21 protein-coding genes are annotated in these 21,276 nt (G+C 44.8%); 6 read left to right on the plus strand and 15 right to left on the minus strand.

Annotation, left to right across the window (positions count from 1 at the left end; all coding sequences use genetic code 11):
* The first annotated feature begins 2 nt into the window (after nt 1-2).
* Together AACR09_RS22425 and AACR09_RS22430 are read left to right on the plus strand one after the other, a co-directional pair.
* Nucleotides 3-593 carry a phosphoheptose isomerase gene (locus AACR09_RS22425; protein ID WP_004729817.1) on the plus strand — a complete coding sequence of 197 codons (591 nt, stop codon included), beginning with the start codon at nt 3-5 and terminating at the stop codon, nt 591-593.
* A gap of 16 nt (nt 594-609) precedes the next feature.
* Nucleotides 610-1,215 carry a BON domain-containing protein gene (locus tag AACR09_RS22430; protein ID WP_004729818.1) on the plus strand — a complete coding sequence of 202 codons (606 nt, stop codon included), beginning with the start codon at nt 610-612 and terminating at the stop codon, nt 1,213-1,215.
* 91 nt (nt 1,216-1,306) lie between these two features.
* Here the strand turns inward: AACR09_RS22430 and sspB are convergent, their stop codons facing one another.
* From sspB to zapE, 8 genes are all read right to left on the minus strand, one after another.
* Complete coding sequence (gene sspB / locus AACR09_RS22435) at nt 1,307-1,801, minus strand: ClpXP protease specificity-enhancing factor (protein ID WP_017087501.1); 495 nt, start codon at nt 1,799-1,801, stop codon at nt 1,307-1,309.
* 6 nt (nt 1,802-1,807) lie between these two features.
* The gene (gene sspA, locus AACR09_RS22440; RefSeq protein ID WP_010434700.1) at nt 1,808-2,443 is read right to left on the minus strand and encodes a stringent starvation protein SspA; all 636 of its coding nucleotides are present in this window, start codon (nt 2,441-2,443) and stop codon (nt 1,808-1,810) included.
* A 97-nt stretch (nt 2,444-2,540) separates the two neighbouring features.
* Complete coding sequence (locus tag AACR09_RS22445; RefSeq protein ID WP_004729828.1) at nt 2,541-3,278, minus strand: cytochrome c1; 738 nt, start codon at nt 3,276-3,278, stop codon at nt 2,541-2,543.
* A complete protein-coding gene (locus AACR09_RS22450) occupies nt 3,275-4,540 on the minus strand; it encodes a cytochrome b (protein ID WP_004729830.1) in 1,266 nt (421 codons plus the stop codon). The genes AACR09_RS22445 and AACR09_RS22450 overlap by 4 nt, the downstream gene beginning before the upstream one ends.
* On the minus strand, nt 4,540-5,130 hold the full coding sequence (petA, locus tag AACR09_RS22455; protein WP_017072804.1) for a ubiquinol-cytochrome c reductase iron-sulfur subunit: 591 nt from the start codon (nt 5,128-5,130) through the stop codon (nt 4,540-4,542). Before petA ends, AACR09_RS22450 begins: the two co-directional genes overlap by 1 nt.
* Before the next feature lie 331 nt (nt 5,131-5,461).
* Entirely contained in the window at nt 5,462-5,854 is a 393-nt protein-coding gene (gene rpsI, locus AACR09_RS22460) for a 30S ribosomal protein S9 (protein ID WP_004740758.1), read from the minus strand.
* A 15-nt stretch (nt 5,855-5,869) separates the two neighbouring features.
* Nucleotides 5,870-6,298 carry a 50S ribosomal protein L13 gene (gene rplM / locus AACR09_RS22465; RefSeq protein WP_010434689.1) on the minus strand — a complete coding sequence of 143 codons (429 nt, stop codon included), beginning with the start codon at nt 6,296-6,298 and terminating at the stop codon, nt 5,870-5,872.
* 246 nt (nt 6,299-6,544) lie between these two features.
* Complete coding sequence (gene zapE, locus AACR09_RS22470; RefSeq protein WP_108101340.1) at nt 6,545-7,648, minus strand: cell division protein ZapE; 1,104 nt, start codon at nt 7,646-7,648, stop codon at nt 6,545-6,547.
* Between the two features lie 219 nt (nt 7,649-7,867).
* Here zapE and zapG point away from each other — a divergent pair, with 219 nt between their 5' ends.
* The 3 genes from zapG to degS all read left to right on the plus strand — a co-directional run bounded on the left by zapG (nt 7,868) and on the right by degS (nt 11,028).
* On the plus strand, nt 7,868-8,323 hold the full coding sequence (gene zapG, locus AACR09_RS22475; RefSeq protein ID WP_004736002.1) for a Z-ring associated protein ZapG: 456 nt from the start codon (nt 7,868-7,870) through the stop codon (nt 8,321-8,323).
* Between the two features lie 126 nt (nt 8,324-8,449).
* Nucleotides 8,450-9,805, plus strand: coding sequence for a Do family serine endopeptidase (locus AACR09_RS22480; RefSeq protein ID WP_004736003.1), 1,356 nt, complete (start codon nt 8,450-8,452; stop codon nt 9,803-9,805).
* 158 nt (nt 9,806-9,963) lie between these two features.
* Nucleotides 9,964-11,028, plus strand: a complete 1,065-nt coding sequence (degS, locus tag AACR09_RS22485; protein WP_004736004.1) for an outer membrane-stress sensor serine endopeptidase DegS — start codon at nt 9,964-9,966, stop codon at nt 11,026-11,028.
* Nucleotides 11,029-11,209: 181 nt separating this feature from the next.
* Here the strand turns inward: degS and parC are convergent, their stop codons facing one another.
* The 6 genes from parC to nudF all read right to left on the minus strand — a co-directional run bounded on the left by parC (nt 11,210) and on the right by nudF (nt 18,157).
* Complete coding sequence (parC, locus tag AACR09_RS22490) at nt 11,210-13,468, minus strand: DNA topoisomerase IV subunit A (RefSeq protein ID WP_004736005.1); 2,259 nt, start codon at nt 13,466-13,468, stop codon at nt 11,210-11,212.
* A 3-nt stretch (nt 13,469-13,471) separates the two neighbouring features.
* On the minus strand, nt 13,472-15,352 hold the full coding sequence (gene parE, locus AACR09_RS22495; protein WP_017077669.1) for a DNA topoisomerase IV subunit B: 1,881 nt from the start codon (nt 15,350-15,352) through the stop codon (nt 13,472-13,474).
* 239 nt (nt 15,353-15,591) lie between these two features.
* Nucleotides 15,592-16,197, minus strand: coding sequence for an esterase YqiA (yqiA, locus tag AACR09_RS22500; RefSeq protein WP_193835725.1), 606 nt, complete (start codon nt 16,195-16,197; stop codon nt 15,592-15,594).
* Between the two features lies 1 nt (nt 16,198).
* Nucleotides 16,199-17,023, minus strand: coding sequence for a 3',5'-cyclic-AMP phosphodiesterase (gene cpdA / locus AACR09_RS22505; RefSeq protein ID WP_102535495.1), 825 nt, complete (start codon nt 17,021-17,023; stop codon nt 16,199-16,201).
* A 59-nt stretch (nt 17,024-17,082) separates the two neighbouring features.
* A complete protein-coding gene (locus AACR09_RS22510) occupies nt 17,083-17,523 on the minus strand; it encodes a DUF1249 family protein (RefSeq protein ID WP_004736016.1) in 441 nt (146 codons plus the stop codon).
* Nucleotides 17,524-17,527: 4 nt separating this feature from the next.
* Entirely contained in the window at nt 17,528-18,157 is a 630-nt protein-coding gene (gene nudF, locus AACR09_RS22515; RefSeq protein WP_193835726.1) for an ADP-ribose diphosphatase, read from the minus strand.
* A gap of 227 nt (nt 18,158-18,384) precedes the next feature.
* Here nudF and tolC point away from each other — a divergent pair, with 227 nt between their 5' ends.
* On the plus strand, nt 18,385-19,695 hold the full coding sequence (gene tolC / locus AACR09_RS22520; RefSeq protein ID WP_017067235.1) for an outer membrane channel protein TolC: 1,311 nt from the start codon (nt 18,385-18,387) through the stop codon (nt 19,693-19,695).
* A gap of 129 nt (nt 19,696-19,824) precedes the next feature.
* Here the strand turns inward: tolC and hldE are convergent, their stop codons facing one another.
* Entirely contained in the window at nt 19,825-21,255 is a 1,431-nt protein-coding gene (hldE, locus tag AACR09_RS22525; protein WP_017077666.1) for a bifunctional D-glycero-beta-D-manno-heptose-7-phosphate kinase/D-glycero-beta-D-manno-heptose 1-phosphate adenylyltransferase HldE, read from the minus strand.
* Nucleotides 21,256-21,276 lie beyond the last annotated feature (21 nt).

The following is a 21,276-nucleotide window of genomic DNA, read 5'->3' on the forward strand; positions in this document are numbered from 1 at the left end:
ACATGCTAGACAGCATTAAAGAAAGTTTTACAGAAAGTATTCAGATCCAAATTGCGGCTGCAGAAGCACTGCCAGACGCAATTACGCATGCCGCTCAAGCAATGGTTGCTACCTTGCTTAACGGAAACAAAATTCTTTGTTGTGGTAATGGTGGTTCGGCGTCGAATGCTCAGCAATTTGTATCGTGCCTACTTAATCGCTTTGAAACAGAGCGCCCTAGCCTCCCAGCAATGGCTCTCACAGCAGACAACACCACGCTAACGGCAGTAGCCAACGACTATCACTACGAAGAGATCTTCTCTAAGCAGGTACGTGCGTTTGGTCAAACTGGCGATATTTTGCTGGCTATCTCTACTAGCGGTAACAGCAAAAACATCATCAAAGCGATGGAAGCAGCGGTAACACGTGACATGACGATCATCGCCTTTACGGGTAAAGATGGTGGTGAAATGGCAGGCTTACTTGGCGAACACGATGTAGAAATTCGTATCCCTTCACACCGTACAGCACGCATTCATGAAGTACACATGGTGACACTGCATTGCCTATGTGACCTAATCGATCAAGTACTCTTCCCTGCTCACGAAGAGTGATATACGGAGCATCACAATGAAATCATTAACCTCTATGAGGCTGTTTAAGCTGATTAGTGTTTCGCTACTTACACTGTCCCTGTCTGGTTGTGCTGGCATTTTCATTGCTGGTGCTGCAACCACAGCGAACTTAGTCACTGACACACGAACCACCAAACAAATCTGGAACGATAACAATATCGAATTTGAAGTCGCAGCCATCACCAACAAGCAGCCATATCGTGGCAACGTTCGTATCACAGCGAGCTCCTACCGAGGTTCGGTTGTATTGATGGGGCAAGCGACCACTGACTCAGAGCGTCGCGCGTTTGAAAACCAAGCCAAAGAAGTGGCAGGCGTAGAAAGCATCCACAATCAGGTGCGAGTAAAAGAGCCATTGACCATCAGTGCTATTAGTAACGATAGCTGGATTACTACCAAGGTGAAATCAGCCCTTCTAGCAAACGCTGATCTCAACGGCATCAAGGTTAAAGTCATCACTGAAGATTCAGAGGTGTTTTTACTTGGGTTAGTATCTCGAGAGCATGCTGATATCGCGACAGAAGTTGCGCGTAATGTTTCAGGCGTAAAGCAGGTGATTCGAGCGTTTGAATATGGCGAAGAAGAGACGGCTGTTAACTAGCCTTAAGCAATCCAATTAAATGCTATTTAGCAGAAAAGAAAAAGCAGCGACGAGTCGCTGCTTTTTTATTTGAGTCGTTATTTAGCTAACGCTATTTGATAACACGAAGGCTTGGGCGACCTTTTGCTGGACGAGGAGGCTCAGGATCTGAGTCAGGCTCTTCAGCATCTACGTCTGCCGTTGCTACGCTCAAAGATGGGCCTTTCTCTTGTTCTTCAAAAGGACTTTCTTCAATCCCTTCTTCAAAAGATTCCATGTAAGCCTCTTCAGGTTCAAACATGGTACCAGCACCATTCTCACGAGCATAAATCGCTTGTACTGCGTAAAGCGGCACGATCACAGAGTGTGGGCGACCACTAAAGCGAGCACTAAACGTCACAGCTTCGTTACCCAGTTCAAGTTGTCCAACCGCACGAGGCGCGATGTTCAGAATGATCTGACCATCTTGAACAAACTCTTCTGGAACTCTTACACCCGGTAATGTTGCTTCAACAACAAGATGTGGAGTTAATTCGTTATCAACCAGCCATTCATAAAATGCACGAAGCATATATGGTCGGCGTGGAGTCATATTTGAAATATCCATAAACGCTTAGCGAACGAGTCGCATCTCACGCTCAGCTTCAGTTAGAGAAGCTAGGAATGAATCACGTTCGAATACGCGGTTCATGTAAATCTTAAGCTCTTTAGAACCAGGGCCAATTAATTCGATACCAAGCTCAGGTAAACGCCATAGTAGCGGAGCTAGGTAGCAATCAATTAGGCTAAATTCTTCGCTCATGAAGTATTCATACTCAGCGAAGATAGGAGCAAGAGTCAGTAGGTCGTTGCGCAGTTTAACGCGAGCTGCTTCAGATTCTTCAGCGTTGCCTTTAACGATCTTCTCTGCAACTGAATACCAGTTACGCTCAATGCGGTACATCATTAGACGACTATTACCACGAGCAACCGGGTATACAGGCATCAACGGTGGATGAGGGAAACGCTCATCTAAGTACTCCATAATGATCTTTGAGTCATATAAAGCAAGCTCACGATCAATAAGAGTAGGTACTGATTTGTACGGGTTCAGTTCAACAAGCTCTGCTGGTAGATTTTTTTCATCAACCAACTCAACTTCAACACTTACGCCTTTTTCAGCAAGAACAATGCGCACCTGATGGCTATACATATCAGAAGCACTTGAGAAAAGAGTCATTACAGAACGTTTATTGGCAGCTACAGCCATGGAGCCCTCCAGTACACTTTAAATAAAAACAATGGAGGCCTAAAGCCTCCATTGAACATTAACATAATTTGGGAATTAGCACGGTATTATAGCACAATTAGTGCACATCACGCCAATACTCTTTCTTCAGCAAAATCACGATGATAGTGAAGATTACTAAGAAGGCCATTACCCACCAACCCATTGCATGACGCTCAAGTTGAACTGGGTCGCCCGAGTAAACCAAAAAGTTAACAAGGTCACGAACTGCTTCGTCGTATTCACCAGCACTTAATTCGCCAGAACCGTCAGTTTCAGTGCCAACAACAGTTGTCACTTCCTCGCCATCTACCATATGAGTATCGTAGATTGGTGTTGGAATACCTTGCAGCTCTTCAAGAACGTGCGGCATACCAACACTTGGGAAAACAATGTTGTTCACGCCAAACGGACGAGATGGGTCTTCATAGAAGGTACGAAGGTACGTGTATAGCCAATCTGCGCCACGAACACGAGCAACCAAAGTTAGATCTGGTGGCGGAGCACCAAACCAACTTGCCGCTTGATCAGAGGGCATAGCATTAACCATCAAGCTACCGATTTTCGCTTCAGGGTCGAAAATCAGGTTTTCCTTCATTAGATCTACAGGGATCTCTAAATCATTCGCAACACGTTCATAACGCTGGTACTGCGTTGAGTGACAAGCAAAACAGTAGTTCATGAACATCTTAGCGCCATTTTGCAATGAGGCTTTATCTGTTAAATCATTGTTTGCTTTGTCTAATGGTACGCCTGCACCCGCTGCCATCGCCAGTGACGGCAACATAGCAAATAAAATTACAATCCACTTTTTCATTTGAATGTCACCCTTTCTGGTAATGGTTTCGTCGCTTCATTTTTACTGTAGAACCACAGTAGAACGAAGAACATGAAATAACCTAAGCTAAAGATCTGAGCCAGTAGCGTATACGTTGGCGTTGCTGGAAGCGCACCAAGTACACCAAGCGCAATAAAGCTTATTGTGAATTGGATGATGTTAATCAAATGCAGTTTGCTACGGTAACGGTAAGAGCGCACTTTACAACGGTCGAACCATGGCAGTAGGAATAGCACAACAATAGATGCACCCATTGCAACTACACCGATCAGCTTATCAGGAACAGCACGAAGTACAGCGTAGAACGGCGTGAAGTACCAAACTGGAGCAATATGCTCAGGTGTTTTCAGTGGGTTAGCAGCTTCGAAGTTAGGCGGCTCAAGGAAGTATCCACCCATCTCTGGGTTAAAGAACAGCACGTAACAGAACAAGAATAGGAAACCAGCAACACCGACCATATCTTTCACCGTCCCGTATGGGTGGAAAGGAACAGAGTCAATGATGTCGTATTTCTTAGTGTAATCCTTATGGAATGGGAACTGAGTTTTGTAGTCGTCGCCCATTGTGCCTTTAGGAAGCTTAGTCTCGATCCCGTCTGGGTTGTTCGAACCCACTTCGTGCAGTGCTAGTACGTGAAGTACGATAAGCAGCAGAAGTACGATTGGTAGAGCGATAACGTGCAGTGCGAAGAAACGGTTCAGCGTTGCACCAGAGATGATGTAATCACCACGGATCCAAAGCGTTAGGTCATCACCAATAACAGGAATCGCACCAAACAGAGAAATGATTACCTGAGCACCCCAGTAAGACATTTGCCCCCATGGTAGTAAGTAACCCATGAAAGCCTCAGCCATAAGCACTAAGAAGATCAGCATACCGAAGAGCCAAAGTAGCTCACGAGGCTTTTGGTAAGAACCGTAGATAAGACCACGGAACATATGCAGGTAGATAACCACGAAGAATGCCGAAGCACCTGTCGAGTGCATGTAACGCAGTAACCAGCCGTATTCCACATCACGCATGATGTATTCAACAGATGCAAACGCGCCATCACCAGACGGAACGTAGTTCATTGTTAGCCAAATACCTGTAAGGATTTGGTTAACCAGTACCAACATTGCCAAAGAACCGAAAAGGTACCAAAAGTTAAAGTTCTTAGGCATTGGGTATTCAGATAAATGCTTTTTATAAGCATTCATTGCGGGTAGACGTTTTTCTACCCAATCAAGCAATCCTTGCATTATGCGTCTCCCTCGTCCACACCGATCATGATCTTAGTGTCACTCAAATACATATGCTTTGGCACTACAAGGTTCAATGGGGCTGGTACGCCTTGGAATACTCGACCTGCCATATCAAACTTTGAACCATGACAAGGACAGAAGAAACCAGACTTAACGCCCTGAACTTGTTCTGCAAAAGAATCTGGCAGGTAAGTTGGAGAACAACCTAAGTGCGTACAGAAACCAACAGCAATGAAGAACTCCGGCTTAATAGAACGAAACTCGTTCTGTGCGTAGTCTGGTTGTTGTTCAGTTTCAGATTGAGGGTCACGAAGTTGACCACCGATCGCTTTTAGGTTCTCTAGTACCGACTCAGCACGGCGTACAACCCATACAGGTTTACCTTGCCACTCGACACGAACCATTTGTCCCGGTTCTAACTTACTGACTTCCACTTCCACCGGCGCGCCCGCAGCTTTCGCTTTGGCACTCGGGTTCCATGATTTAATAAAAGGCACGGCTACAGCAGCTGCTCCCAAACCACCAACAACGGCTGTTGTTGCGGTTAAGAAACGCCTGCGACCGTTATTTAAAGGCGCGTTGCTCATCCAAACATTCTCCCATTTGCTCCTTATGGATTGAAATAATTCCGATTAAAGAGCATGGCTAACAAAATATGTATTTAGTTCTATTTATTGACGGCAAATGATAAATAAAACCCTACTTTTTGACAAGATAAAGCTACCTTTTTGTAACAATCATGAGGCAAAGCGCACATTGGGTTACAAAAGCTTTCAAAATATAAGAATTTAGGAATAAAACGAGGAGGGGGAAGCGTTTAGCGGGGGCCAGAAAGACAAAAAGCCCGGCATATAGCCGAGCTTTGAACCACAATTCCAGTAATAAAACTGGTCGCGTGTATTTTTCGGTGAGGAAAAATTAACGCTTAGAGAATTGAGGTTTACGACGTGCTTTACGTAGACCAACTTTCTTACGTTCAACGCAACGAGCGTCACGCGTAACATAGCCAGCTGCACGTAGAGCAGGACGTAGAGTTTCATCGTATTCCATAAGAGCACGAGTGATACCGTGGCGGATTGCGCCAGCTTGACCTGAAATACCACCACCAGAAACAGTGATGTAAAGGTCAAGTTTCTCAGTTAGTTCAACTAGCTCAAGAGGTTGCTTAACAACCATACGAGAAGTTGGACGACCGAAGTAAACATCAAGGCTACGCTTGTTGATTACGATCTCACCAGAGCCTGGTTTGATGAAAACACGAGCTGCTGAGCTTTTGCGACGACCAGTGCCGTAGTATTGATTCTCTGCCATTGTCTTAATCCCCAATTAGATGTCTAGTACTTGTGGTTGTTGAGCAACATGGTTGTGCTCAGTACCAGCGTATACTTTAAGCTTACGGTACATCGCGCGGCCTAGAGGACCACGTGGAAGCATACCTTTAACTGCTAGTTCAAGAACCATTTCTGGTTTCTTAGCAATTAGCTTTTCAAAAGTGATAGTCTTAAGACCACCTGGGAACTCAGAGTGACGGTAGTAAACCTTACCCTTAGCTTTGTTACCAGTCACAGCTACTTTCTCAGCGTTAACAACGATGATGTAATCACCAGTGTCTACGTGAGGAGTGTATTCTGCTTTGTGCTTGCCGCGTAGGCGAGAAGCGATTTCACTTGCTAGACGGCCAAGAGTTTTGCCTTCAGCGTCTACAACATACCAGTCGCGTTTTACAGTTTCTGGTTTAGCAACGAAAGTTTTCATGCTAATAATTACCTATTTAAAAAATTTACACTTAAGGAATACTCGCGTATTCCCACTGTCTAAGAGTTACCATCATCACCCCTTCGAGTGTTGGAAAACTCTTGGCATAACGTGATTTTACTCATCGCTAGAGGCCCGCAGTAACGGTAGGTCGCAGGATTATAGAGAAGAGCGAAGAAAAAATCACCTCTTTTTGAACAAAATCACGATTTTTTTAATTCTCTTTCTTATTCGAGATAATCAAAGCTAACTTAAGTGTTCTTTTGCCAAATATTCATGGCTCTGCATTTCGATTAAACGCGACTGACAACGTTTAAACTCAAATTCTAACTGACCATGGGTATATAGCTTTTCTAGCTCCACTTCCGCTGAAATAATCAATTTCACGTTACGCTCATAGAACTCATCAACTAACGCAATGAAGCGTCTTGCTGCGTCATCTGAAGTCGCACCCATTTGCAACACATCAGCCAGCAGAACCGTGTGATAAACCCTAGACAGCTCAATATAGTCATTCTGGCTGCGAGCCGACTGACAAAGCTGAGCAAACGTACCATGTAGCACACCATCGCTTGCTTCGACTACATCCAGCTGACGGTGATTGACCTCAATCTGTTTGAGTTTCTCTTTATCTTCACCAACGAGCTGCGCGTAATATGTTTCGAGGTTGATGCTCGCTTGGCTATCCAGCGGGTAATGATAGATCTCAGCCTGCTCTAAAGTACGAAGACGATAATCGATTCCGCTATCGACATTAAGAATATGGCAATTGCCTTGAATAAGCTTAATAGCGGGTAAGAAGCGAGCTCGCTGCAACCCGTTACGATACAAATCCGCAGGTGGAATATTAGAGGTCGCGACTAAGATAACGTTGCGAGCGAATAACTCTTGGAACAAAGTGCCTAAGATCATGGCATCCGTGATGTCTGAAACAAAGAATTCATCAAAACAGATAATATCCGCTTCTTCTTTCAACTTATCTGCGACTAAAGGCAACGGGTCGCTAACATTACCTAGCGCCCTTAGCTCATCATGGACTCGATACATAAAGCGGTGAAAGTGAACACGCATTTTTTTTGTGGTCGGTAAGGCATCGTAGAACGTATCCATTAAGTACGTTTTACCGCGCCCGACGCCACCCCAAAAATAGAGGCCTTTTGGTGGCTCTGGCAGTTCTGGCTTTTTGCCCATTAATTTCTGGAATCGAGTCAGTTGAGGAATAGGCGTATTCATGTAATCTTGGAATTGATGAAAGAGTTCATCTAAAGATTTAACGGCTTGCTCTTGCGCTGGATCTCTTTGAAATCCATGTTCTTTTATATCTTGTTCGTATTTTTTAATGGGATTCATGACGACATTTCCACAATGAAAGCAATATCAGACAGCAAATAAAAATGAGCCCAAACAGTATGAGATATGTCGCTATGCGGTGAATAATGCAGCATCAAACTGCTAACTAGCGCACACGCATTTCTCTTTATACTGCGGCTTTCTCATAGTAACATGGAGCCGTATCACGTGTAACTAAGCAGTAACAAACATGTTAAAAAACAATAATAAGGAGCTGTTATGCCTTGGATGTATGCCGTTGCCGGTTTACTAGTCGGAGTTATTTTAGGGGTCGCTATTTCTCGTCTCATGACACCTGAATACAAAAAACAAAAGAACGTACAGAAAGAATTAGATAGCGCAAAGTTTGCCCTTGAACAGCAGCGACAAGAGCTAGCTGACCACTTTGCGAAATCAGCAGAAATGTTGGACACCTTAGGTAAGGACTACACAAAACTGTACCAACACATGGAAAAAACAAGCTCAGAGCTGATCCCTAATCTGCCAGAGCAAGATAATCCATTTGTGAAAACAGCCGCAGCCCATTCGGATAAACCACAAGACAAGCCTTCAGTTAAAGAGGCGACACTTGAAGAACAACCGAAAGATTACGCTAATGGCGCAACCGGTTTATTTACAGAGCAGAAGAAAGAAATCATGGATGCTCCCGATGTTGTAACAGCAAAAGCATCGTAAACATTTAACACTTCTGTGAACTTTACAAAGGTTTTTGAGTCATAACTTTCACTCAGGTCATTTGAAACCTCTCATATTTTTCATAAATATGAGAGAGGCAAGACCTTAACTAGAGAGGAGTTTATGATGAAAAAACCTTTGCTTGCTTTATCGGTACTGACTTTAAGCTTAAGTTCAATCATCACCCCCATTCAAGCAACGGCCGCACTGCCATTAAGTGTGGGTAATGAACAATTACCAAGCCTTGCACCTATGCTTGAACAAGTGACCCCCGCTGTGGTTAGTATTGCCGTAGAAGGCAAACAGGTACAACGTCAGCAAATCCCTGAACAATTTCAATTCTTTTTTGGTCCAGAACAAACACGAGAACGCCCATTCCGCGGGCTAGGTTCTGGTGTGATCATTGATGCCAAGAAAGGCCATATTGTCACCAATTACCATGTCATCAATGGTGCCGACGATATCAAAGTAAAACTTCATGATGGTCGAGAGTACGATGCCGAGCTCATCGGCGGCGACCAGATGTCGGATATCGCGCTATTAAAACTCGAAACAGCCAAGAACCTTACCCAGATAAAAGTTGCAGACTCCGACAAGTTAAGAGTCGGTGATTTCAGTGTCGCTATCGGCAACCCATTTGGACTCGGTCAAACCGTGACATCCGGGATCGTGTCTGCACTCGGTCGTAGCGGCCTAAATCTAGAGAACTTTGAAAACTTCATTCAAACCGATGCCGCTATCAACAGTGGTAACTCTGGTGGTGCGTTAGTGAATCTCAACGGTGAGCTGATTGGTATCAACACGGCTATCCTTGGCCCTAACGGAGGCAATGTCGGTATCGGCTTTGCAATCCCATCCAATATGATGAAAAACCTGACAGAACAAATTCTCGATTTCGGTGAAGTAAAACGCGGTATGCTGGGTGTTCAAGGCGGAGAGGTCACCTCTGAATTGGCGGAAGCGCTTGGTTATGAGTCCAGCAAAGGTGCCTTTGTCAGCCAAATTGTACCCGACAGTGCTGCGGACAAAGCCGGACTGAAAGCGGGCGATGTCATTGTCTCTATTAATGGTAAGCGTATTGATACTTTTAGCGAGTTAAGAGCCAAAGTCGCAACCCTCGGCGCAGGTAAACAGATCGAACTTGGTGTAGTTCGTGACGGAAAGAATATGACCTTTGATGTGACTCTGGGTGAATCCACCAATAGTAAGACACAAGCTGAAAAGCTCCATGAAGGACTTGCCGGTGCAGAGCTCACCAACACAACCGACAGCGACTCAACGACAGGCGTCAAGGTATCAAGTGTCGCTCAAGGTTCGCCAGCAGAAGCCTATCAACTTCTTAAAGATGACATCATCATCGGGGTAAACCGCCAACCCGTTAAGAACCTTGCTGAATTTAGAAAGATTCTTGAAAAACAACCTGGCGTGTTGGCGCTTAATATCCAAAGAGGCGACAGGACTATCTATCTAGTTATTCGATAGTCATACGTCAGCGCAATTATAGGGAGGCTAAGTAAGTTTGCTTTAAACTTACTCAGTCTCCCTTTTCTTTAGATCAATCAAAATGCTATGCTTCACTCGTAATCAAGTCAGTCATCCATTGACGGATGCTCCATACCTTACTTGTTGAAGAGGGAAACATGCTGTCCTTTCTATTTCGTTCTATTTCCCTTGGACTCGTTTCAGCGGCACTTATTCTTCTCGCATTTCCGAGCTTAAGGCCAGCTATAGTTTCAGATGTCACTAGTCCTCAAGTCGATAATATTGGCTCTCTTCAGATCTCATTTAACCAAGCGGTGCGACGTGCTGCACCCGCTGTGGTCAATATTTATAGTCGTAAATACGCAGAAAGCGATCGCAATAAGCTACTGACTCAAGGTTTGGGTTCAGGGGTCATTGTTAGTGAAAAAGGCTACATCATTACCAACTTTCACGTTGTTGCTCAAGCCGACCAAATAGTTGTGGCACTTCAAGACGGACGAGTAGCCGCCGCACAGCTTGTCGGTTCAGACAAGCGCACCGATATCGCGATACTCAGAGTCAGCGGTGACAACTTACCAGTGATTCCACTGAACCAAGATTACACTGCAAATGTCGGAGATGTGGTTCTCGCTATCGGTAACCCGTATAACCTAGGTCAAACCACAACCTTTGGTATTATCTCGGCAACCGGTCGCTCTTCAATCAGTGCAGATGGTCATCAAGCCTTTATCCAGACCGATGCGGCAATCAATGAAGGTAACTCCGGTGGTGCACTTGTCAATTCACAAGGTGAGTTAGTAGGTATCAATACCGCGTCTTTCCAACAAGCTACCGACATGGAAACCTACGGGATTTCATTTGCTATCCCCTACCCACTAGCGAATAAAATCATGCAAAAAATCATCGCTGATGGTCGTGTGATTCGTGGTTATATTGGCATAGACGGACAAGACATCAACTCGGTGACGTCACGCCTACTCGGCAATAAGAATATCGGCGGTATTGTGGTACTAGGGATAGACCCGAACGGTCCTGCGGCTGATGCAGGCTTTGAAGCACAAGATATTATTGTCAGCATCAATAATACCCAGATTAGCGGACGACAGAGCGTAATGGACATTGTTACTGACCTGCGCCCAGGTACTGTCATTGATGTTGGTGTATTACGCAAAGGTGAAAACAAGACCCTCAAGGTGACTATCGCTGAAGATACACGCCTGTAGCCTATATACGTATGTTGATTGCTAACATGAAGTTAGCGACCCTACACTGTTAAACTTCCAGACAAAAAAAACCCAGCTCTTAAGCTGGGTTTTCTTTTATCAATCAAGCGAATTACAAACTCAATGAAAACTAGTTATATAACTAAGCGTCATTGCTAAGTCTCATAACTAAGCGTCATAGCTAAGCGTCGCTAGGTTCATCGATATCAATGCGCGTCACTCGTTGTAGTCCTCTAGGTAGTAAACCACCACGACGACCACGTTCACCACGGAAATTTTCAAGATCCGCAGGTTTCAAGCCAAGTTTGCGTTTACCCGCATAGATTGTCAGCGTCGCATTCTCTGGGATAGCCATTAGATGCGAGACAAACTCTTCACGCTCTTTTGCTTTCGCAGAAGGAATGTTGATGATCTTGTTACCCTTACCTTTGCTCAACTGAGGTAGGTCTTTAATCGGGAACAACAACATACGACCTTGGTTAGTAATCGCCAGAATCTGGTTAGAGTCCAAGTCAGCAATCGGGCTTGGCAACATCACTTCAGAAGCTTGTGGCAAGTTAACCAACGCTTTACCGCTCTTGTTCTTAGACAGCAGATCGCTACCTTTACAAACAAAACCATAACCCGCATCAGAACCGACTAACCATAGCTGTTCATTCTCTCCCATCACCACTTGGCGAATAGAAGTACCAGGGCTGACATTCAAGCGGCCTGTAATTGGCTCACCTTGGCTTCGTGCCGATGGCAGTGAGTGAGATTCAAGGGAATAGCTTCGGCCATCACTGCCGAGGAACACCGCTTGTTGGTTACTCTTACCCTTAGTGCTTGCTAAGAATTTATCACCTGATTTGTAGTTCAAGCCTTCAGCGTCAACTTCATGCCCTTTAGCATGACGAATCCAACCTTTTTCAGAAAGCACGACAGTAATTGGCTCACTTGGAACTAAATCACGCTCAGTCAAAGCTTTTGCTTCAGCACGTTCAATCAACGGTGAGCGACGATCATCGCCGTATTTATCTGCATCTGCTTGGATTTCTTTTTTGATCAGCGTATTCAAGCGACGCTCTGAACCTAATAGCTTTTCAAGCTTTTCACGTTCAGCTTCAAGCTCTTCTTGCTCAGCTCGAATTTTAAATTCTTCTAACTTAGCTAAGTTACGAAGTTTAATATCGAGTATCGCATTGGCTTGAATTTCAGAGATGTTGAAACGGTTCATCAAAACAGGACATGGTTCGTCTTCTGTACGAATGATTTCAATCACTTCATCAATATTTAGATAAGCGGCAAGTAAGCCTTCTAGGATGTGCAAACGTGCCAGTACTTTATCTAAACGGTACTGCAAACGACGGCGAACGGTCGTGCGACGGAACTCAATCCACTCTTTCAGGATTTGAACTAAGCCTTTAACTTGAGGACGGTTATCTAAACCAATCATGTTCAAGTTAACGCGGAAGTTTTTCTCTAAATCCGTCGACGCGAATAAGTGACTCATCAGTTGGTCACAGTCGATACGGTTTGAACGAGGAACCACGACGATACGCGTTGGATTCTCGTGATCTGATTCATCACGCAGATCGTCAACCATAGGGAGCTTCTTAGCTCGCATCTGGTTAGCGATTTGCTCAAGTAACTTCGCACCTGACACTTGATGAGGTAAAGACGTGATAACGATATCAGAGCCTTCCTTGTGCCATACCGCGCGCATCTTGATGCTGCCACGGCCTGTACGGTAGATCTTTTCGATGTCCGACTTCGGCGAAATAATTTCAGCTTCTGTCGGGTAATCTGGGCCTTGAATGAAACCCATCACATCTGGAAGTTCAGCTTTCGGCGTATCAATCAAATGAATCGCCGCGTTCGCCACTTCACGTACATTGTGAGGTGGGATGTCGGTCGCCATACCAACGGCAATACCTGTGATGCCGTTAAGCAAGATATGAGGAAGGCGTGCTGGCAACATCTGAGGCTCTTTCATCGTGCCATCAAAGTTGGGTTGCCAATCAACGGTTCCCTGACCTAATTCACCAAGCAGAACTTCCGCAAACTTCGACAGTTTTGCTTCGGTATAACGCATCGCAGCGAACGATTTCGGGTCATCCGGTGCACCCCAGTTACCTTGACCATCCACCAATGGGTAGCGGTAAGAGAAGGGTTGCGCCATCAGTACCATCGCTTCGTAACAAGCAGAATCACCGTGTGGGTGATACTTACCTAATACGTCACCAACGGTACGTGCTGATTTTTTATATTTCGATGCAGCGGATAGGCCTAGCTCAGACATCGCATAGATAATACGACGCTGTACTGGCTTCAAGCCATCACCGATATACGGCAATGCACGATCCATGATCACGTACATTGAGTAATTTAAGTAGGCATCTTCGGTGAACTTGCGCATTGGCAACTGTTCAACGCCATCATATGTAATTTCGTTAGACATCCATTATACCTCGGCCATATCACCGTTAGTCTGTAGCCATGTACGGCGATCATCTGCACGTTTCTTACCAAGCAGCATGTCCATCATCTCGTTGGTCGCGTCGTTGTCATCAATCGTTAATTGGACAAGACGACGAGTATTTGGATCCATAGTGGTTTCGCGTAACTGAAGTGGGTTCATTTCACCCAGACCTTTAAATCGTTGCACGTTGATTTTGGCTTTCTTCTGCGATAGTCGCTCAAGCACACCATCTTTCTCTGAGTCATCGAGTGCATAGAACACTTCTTTACCGCAATCGATACGATACAGAGGAGGCATTGCCACATAGATATGACCCGCTTCAACCAAAGCATGGAAATGGCGAGTAAATAGTGCACATAGCAGTGTCGCGATATGAAGACCATCCGAGTCCGCATCGGCAAGGATACAGATCTTACCGTAACGCAGGCCTGACAAATCATCGTTATCTGGGTCGATACCCAGAGCAACTGAAATATCATGTACTTCTTGTGAAGCCAATACTTGGTCTGCTGACACTTCCCACGTATTTAGGATCTTACCGCGAAGTGGCATAACTGCTTGGAACTCACGATCACGTGCTTGTTTGGCAGAACCACCCGCCGAGTCCCCTTCCACGAAGAAGATTTCGGTACGGCTTAAATCTTGAACCGAACAGTCGGTTAGCTTACCCGGCAGTGCTGGACCAGAAGCAATCTTTTTACGTACAACCTTTTTGCTTGCGCGCATACGACGATGTGCGTTAGCAATACAAGCTTCTGCAAGTAATTCTGCTAGTTGAGGCTTTTCATTCAGCCACAAGCTGAAAGCATCCTTTACTACACCAGAAACAAACGCAGCAGTTTGACGAGAAGATAAGCGCTCTTTTGTTTGACCCGCAAATTGTGGATCTTGCATCTTCACCGATAGAACGTAAGAACAACGGTCAAAGATGTCATCACCCGTCAACTTAACGCCACGAGGGAGAAGATTACGGAATTCACAGAACTCACGCATTGCATCAAGCAGACCTTGTCGAAGACCGTTTACGTGTGTACCACCTTGCTTAGTTGGTACTAAGTTCACGTAACTTTCGGTGATCATATCACCGCCTTCTGGCTGCCAAATGATCGCCCAGTTCGCCATTTCCGTTTCAGCAACGAATTCGCCAACATAAGGTTCTTCAGGCAGTAAGGTGTAACCTTTCACACCTTCGGCAAGGTAGTCTTTTAGACCATCTTCATAGAACCATTTATGTTCTTCACCGCCAACCTTGTCGATAAAGGTGATTTCTAAACCTGGGCAAAGTACGGCTTTAGCTCGCAGGTTATTAATAAGGCGTAAAACAGAGAACTTAGAGCTATCGAAGTATTTTGGATCTGGCCAGAAATGCACGGTAGTACCGGTATTACGGTGACCACAAGTGCCCGTAACAGTAAGGTCGGTTACGGCATGACCACCCTCAAGGGCGATTTCATGTACCTGACCGTCACGACGAACCGTTACTTCAACACGTTTTGACAGCGCGTTTACCACCGAGATACCTACCCCGTGCAAACCACCTGAAAACTTATAGTTGTTGTTTGAGAATTTACCGCCTGAGTGGAGCTTAGTTAAAATCAGCTCAACACCCGAGATGCCTTTTTCAGGGTGGATATCAACCGGCATACCACGGCCGTCATCGGTAACTTCTAACGATTGGTCAGCATGAAGCACAACTTTAATTTTCTTAGCGTGTCCCGCTAGTGCTTCATCGACCGAGTTATCAATGACTTCTTGGGCAAGGTGGTTTGGTCTTTCTGTCTCTGTATACATTCCCGGGCGGTGTCGCACGGGATCGAGACCTTCAAGTACCTCGAGGTCTTTTGCATTATATTGTTCAGTCATAATACGGAGTTTACTCAAAAAGTTTGCGTCTGTTCGCTGGCTCTAGTTTCACTAAAGCAGAATCATTACTATGAACCTTCATAGTAGAGCGAACGAGCGAAGTATTGGGGAATATAGTCTGGAAGCTGAGTAATGATGTCAAGCTAGTTCAAAAACTAAGACATCAAACTATGATATTTCACCATTGATAGATGAAATAACAGGCAAACAAGAGAAAATCACTCTGTTGATGAAACAGATTAGAGGTTTAGAAAAGTGACGATTTGTTGTGGGTAACGTTCAAAATCAACAAAGCTATGATCCCCGCCCTCTTCTACTGTCTGTGTCGCACCTTGGTACTTCTCTACCGCTTGTCGGTAATCCAGAACTTCGTCTTCCGTTTGCTGAAGTAACCAGAAGTCACTCGGCTTAGCGATAGCCGGAACCTCTAACGCCTTCAGTTCATCGATATGCTTTGTTTCCAGCACATATCGTTCATCTGTGTATGGGTTTACTTGCTCACCTAAATAATCAGCAAGAAGCTCATACGGCTTCACGGCTGGATTTACAACCACCGCCTTGAAACCATAATGACTATTTAGCCATGTTGAAAGATAGCCACCCAACGAGCTACCGACTAACGCGATCTGATATTGATCTTTATATTGCTCCACCAGCTGCTGTAGATGCAGAGCTGCTTGCTGAGGGAAGCTCGGTAGTTGAGGCGTCACAACTTTAATATCAGCGCGATGCTTCGCACAGTAATCTGCCATCACGTTCGCTTTGTGAGAACGTGACGAACTGTTAAAACCGTGAATATAGAGAAGCAGCGATGGCTTAGCGGTTTGCTGATTAAGGTTCGGCATATTAGTAACCACCTGCATCAAAGTCTGGCGAGAACTGCCCATTAGGCAAGCGGCGAACCTGCGTAGTTACCGTTCCATCTTGGTGTAATTCAATCTCTCGCCAGCCTGGAGATAAAGTATCAACCGCAAAGTCGTTCGAGTTTGGTTTGAATTGAACACAAGTCGATGGGGTTGCCATGACTTGTACACCATGATGATTGCGATTCATGTCTTGATGAACGTGACCACAAAGTACCGCTTTCACATTGGAGTGCTGTTGAACCACATCCCAAAACTGCTCAGCATCTTTCAGGTTATGTTGATCAAGCCACGCACTACCGACCAGTAAAGGGTGGTGGTGCAGCAAAACCAAGGTGTTACGCTCAGGGAATTCAGTCAGCTTTTGTTCTAGTAGATCAAGCTGTTGATCACTAAGGCGCCCGTGAGGCACACCCACCACTTGCGAGTCCAGCATAACCATCTGCCAGTTATCGCCTAGCAAGACATGCTCAACACACTGTATTTGTGGTGATGGTAAAACACTGCCCATATTAGGCTTGAAGTCATGATTCCCGGGTAGCCAGTAACATGGCTTTTCCAAAGGCTCTATCCCTGACTCAAATTTCTGGTACGACTCAGCACTGTGATCTTGAGAGATATCACCGGTAGCTAGAATCGCTTGATAGTCAAAGCCCTGACTAACAATGCCATCGACTACAGCACGAAAGCTATCTTGAGTGTTGATGCTTAATAAGCTGCCATTGCTCGGCGCAAATAAATGCGTGTCCGTTAGCTGCACAAGCTTAATAGTGCTCTCATCAAATTTTGAAGTGTGTGATAATTCCAAAATAACAAATCCAGATACGTTACTGTTTAGACTTTAAAAGTGTTGTTAAATAGGTTCAATTAAAAGGTAATTGGGGTTCGGCTGATACCCGTTTTTAAACAAAACGTTAACCATTCCCCAAGAAATTTATTCAATTGAAATTTCTCGTCCTTTTGCAAAAGCTTAGTGTTGGGGTAGTCATATTTCGCTTTAACTCGCGAAAAATCCCCGCTAGCGCACACTTCTGCAACTCGAGCGTCGTGATATAGCCTGACAGACATTTTTGGCAAAGGAAACACTGGCATCGCGTCACTCTGACATATATCTATTAAAGTGGTGTATTTTGTGACCTCATTCACTGTCAATTGATACACCATATTAACGGCTTGGTAACAGCGAACGTCACCAACCTCATGCCCAACCGGTAACAGAGCGTTAAGTTTGGCATAGTTAGTCTCGTAAACTCGCATCAATTCAGCAAGATCAACATGATACGGTTTTTTGACTGCTATATTTGGCATGACGTTAATCTATCCACTCTGACTGTAATTCTTGGTAGTTCAATTGTAGCCACTGTAGCGCAATGATCGTGGCGCCATTTTCAAACACACCGTCTTTTATCAACTGATAAGCCGCTTCACGACTCATCACTTGCACACGAATGTCTTCACCTTCGTAGTCCAATCCGTGTACCCCTTTAGCTGTCGTTGCATCAACACAGCCAACAAAGACATCGAGCTTTTCTGAGCAACCGCCAGATGAAGGGTAATACGAAGTAATCGGCAATACAGATCCGACTTCGACTCCAGCTTCTTCCATTGCTTCACGACGAGCGACATCTTGCGGTGATTCATCGGTATCAATGATCCCAGCAACAATTTCGTATTGCCATGGGTTCTCATGCTCTAGAGCACCGACACGAATCTGCTCGACGATCACTACTTCGTCACGCACAGGATCATAAGGTAACAAAGCGGCAGCATGTCCACGCTCAAACATCTCTCGTTCTATTGGTTGGCTCCAGCCGCCCTCAAACAGTCTATGTTTAAATGTGTACTTAACCATTTTGAAAAAACCACGAAACAGCGTCTCTTTTGAGACTATTTCCACATCTTGCGGAGTAAACTCATGTCGTTGATTGTCATACTGTTGCATTTGGTACCTCACTAAGTGATCTTTATAGTTTACTCATTGTCCGAGTTAACTACCAAGGATAAGGTTCAACTTTTTATATAAAATTTATAATTAAAGTTAAGTTTTAAAAAATAAATATTGCACAAGTGGACAGTTAACTGTAAAAAAGTGCAAAGTTTCGAGTAAATTACCACCAAACTGGGTTAAACTCTTTTGAAGAAAATTCCATTAAAGGCAGGAATAGGAAAATGAAAAAACTGCTTCCACTATTTATCAGTGCAGCAATCGGCAGCCTGAGTTCGTCAGCTTTTGCTGATACGCTAGCTGAAGTTTACGACCAAGCAAAACAGAACGATCCACAACTTCTTCGTTCCGCAGCGCAGCGCGATGCCGCTTTTGAAGCAGTAACGTCAAGCCGTAGTGATTTGCTACCACAAATTGATTTAAGAGCTAACTACGATATCAACCGTGGTGATTTAAGCGATAAAAACAATGACAATAACCAATGGGGAGCTGGGATTTACTTTTCTCAAGAGCTCTACCAACGCTCTTCATGGATCACGCTAGACACGGCAGAGAAAACTGCTCGTCAATCTGATTCAGCGTACGCGGCAGAGCAACAAGCTTTGATCCTACGTGTAGCAACGGCATACTTTGAAGTACTTCGAGCTCAAGATAACCTAGAATTTGTTCGTGCAGAGAAAGCCGCAGTTGCTCGTCAACTAGAACAAACAAAGCAACGTTTTGAAGTCGGTCTTTCAGCAATCACCGATGTACATGATGCACAAGCTCAGTACGATGGCGTTTTAGCTGATGAAGTTTTAGCAGAGAACACTCTGATTAATAACTACGAAGGTCTACGTGAGATTACAGGTCAGGAACACTCTAACCTAAGCATCCTAGACACTGATCGTTTCTCAGCAAGCAAATCTTCTGAATCTGCTGCTGCACTGGTTGAGCAAGCAGAGCAAAAGAACCTGAGCCTTTTAGCCTCTCGTATTTCTCAAGATGTAGCAAAAGACAACATCACACTAGCAAGTTCTGGTCACCTACCAAGCTTAACGTTAGATGGTAGCTACTCTCTTGCAGATCAATCAAACAGCTCAAATGATTACGACCAAGACAACCTAAACCTAGGTTTGAACTTAGTTGTGCCTCTATATACAGGTGGTAACACGACTTCTTTGACTAAACAGGCAGAATACAACTACGTTGCTGCAAGTGAAGATCTAGAAGCAACTTACCGTAGCGTTGTAAAAGACGTACGTGCATTCAACAACAACATCACAGCTTCGATTGGCGCTCTACGTGCTTACGAACAGTCTGTTGTTTCTGCCCAGTCAGCTCTAGAAGCAACAGAAGCAGGTTTTGATGTAGGTACTCGTACTATCGTTGACGTACTAGACTCAACTCGTCGTCTATACGATGCGAACAAAAACCTTTCAGATGCTCGTTACAACTACATCCTAAGTGTTCTTCAGCTTCGTCAAGCGGTTGGTACACTAAGCGAACAGGACATTGTTGATGTAAACGCAGGTCTAAAAGTAGCAAGTAAGTAATTCTTAATTACTCAGTTACCGTGACAAAAATGCCGCTCATTGAGCGGCATTTTTATTATCTATGGAAAGCTAATTCTCAACCTAACTCAAAGGTTAAGCCTTGAGACTAGAAAACGAGAAGGCTAAGAGTTAGCCTCGACCACCTTTAATCGCTTTAATGATTTCAGTCGTAGAGCAACCATCTTCAAAGTTAAGTACTTTCACTTCACCACCAGCCGCAATCACTTCTTCACCACCAGCAATCTCTTCAGGTTTGTAATCACCACCTTTCACTAGAATGCTTGGTAGAACCTCAGAGATCAAACGTTGAGGTGTATCTTCAGAAAACGGAACCACCCAATCAACCGCGCCTAAGCCAGCCAATACCGCCATACGACGATCAGTTGGGTTCACAGGGCGACCTGGACCTTTCAAACGTTTGACTGATTCATCAGTATTCACTGCAACGATCAAACGATCACCCAGCTCAGCCGCGTGGTTCATGTAAGAAACATGGCCGGCATGCAGAATATCAAAGCAACCATTGGTCATGACTACTTTCTCGCCTTTCGCACGAGCACGTTTCACCGCTTCAACCAGTGCGGCTTCAGAGATCACGCCGTAGTCAGTGTCTTGGCTACCATGAATCGCTTCCGCTAACTCAATCGTAGACAGCGTTGATGTACCAAGTTTGCCAACTACTACACCAGCAGCAGCGTTCGCTAATGCACACGCTTCATCCAGTGGCTTACCAGCAGCAACAGAAGCCGCGAGTACCGAGATAACCGTATCACCCGCACCTGTCACGTCATATACTTCTTTCGCTTGAGTCGGCAAGTGGAATGGTGCCTGATCTTTACGAAGTAGCGTCATACCATGTTCACTCCGAGTCACTAACAAAGCTTCAAAGTCGTATTTTTCGATCAAGGCGATGCCTTTCTCGATAAGATCTTCTTCTGATTTGACCTTACCTGCAACCAGCTCGAACTCAGCCATATTTGGCGTAAGCAAAGTTGCACCACGGTATCGCTCTAAATCAGCACCTTTCGGATCGATAAATACCGGAACCTTTGCTGCGCGTGCTTTTTGAATAAAACTTTGCACATGCTCCAAGGCACCTTTTGCGTAATCAGATAGAATCACCGAACGTACATTAGGAAGCGCTTGTTCCATGCGAGACAGAACTAACTCAGGATCCGTGTTCTCGAATTTGTCTTCAAAATCAAGACGGATCAGCTGTTGACCTCGGCTCATTACTCGCAGTTTAGTGATAGTTGGGTAATCGTCCAACTCAACAAAGTCGCACTTAACATTGAGCGCTCCTAAGGTGTTTTTTAACACCTCAGCGGGTTCATCTTTACCAGTTAAACCAACGACATGAGCATGACCACCAAGAGAAGCAATATTCATTGCTACGTTGGCAGCACCACCAGGGCGCTCCTCGTTATTTTCTACTTTCACAACGGGTACAGGTGCTTCTGGTGAAATACGGCCAGTTGGACCATACCAGTAACGATCAAGCATTACATCACCGACAATAAGAACACCTGATTGGCTGTAGTCAGGTAGAATTGGTTTCATTATTGATCTCCAAAAATCAAA

It is taken from the genome of Vibrio sp. OPT20, from assembly GCF_963889365.1.
GTDB lineage: Bacteria > Pseudomonadota > Gammaproteobacteria > Enterobacterales > Vibrionaceae > Vibrio > Vibrio splendidus.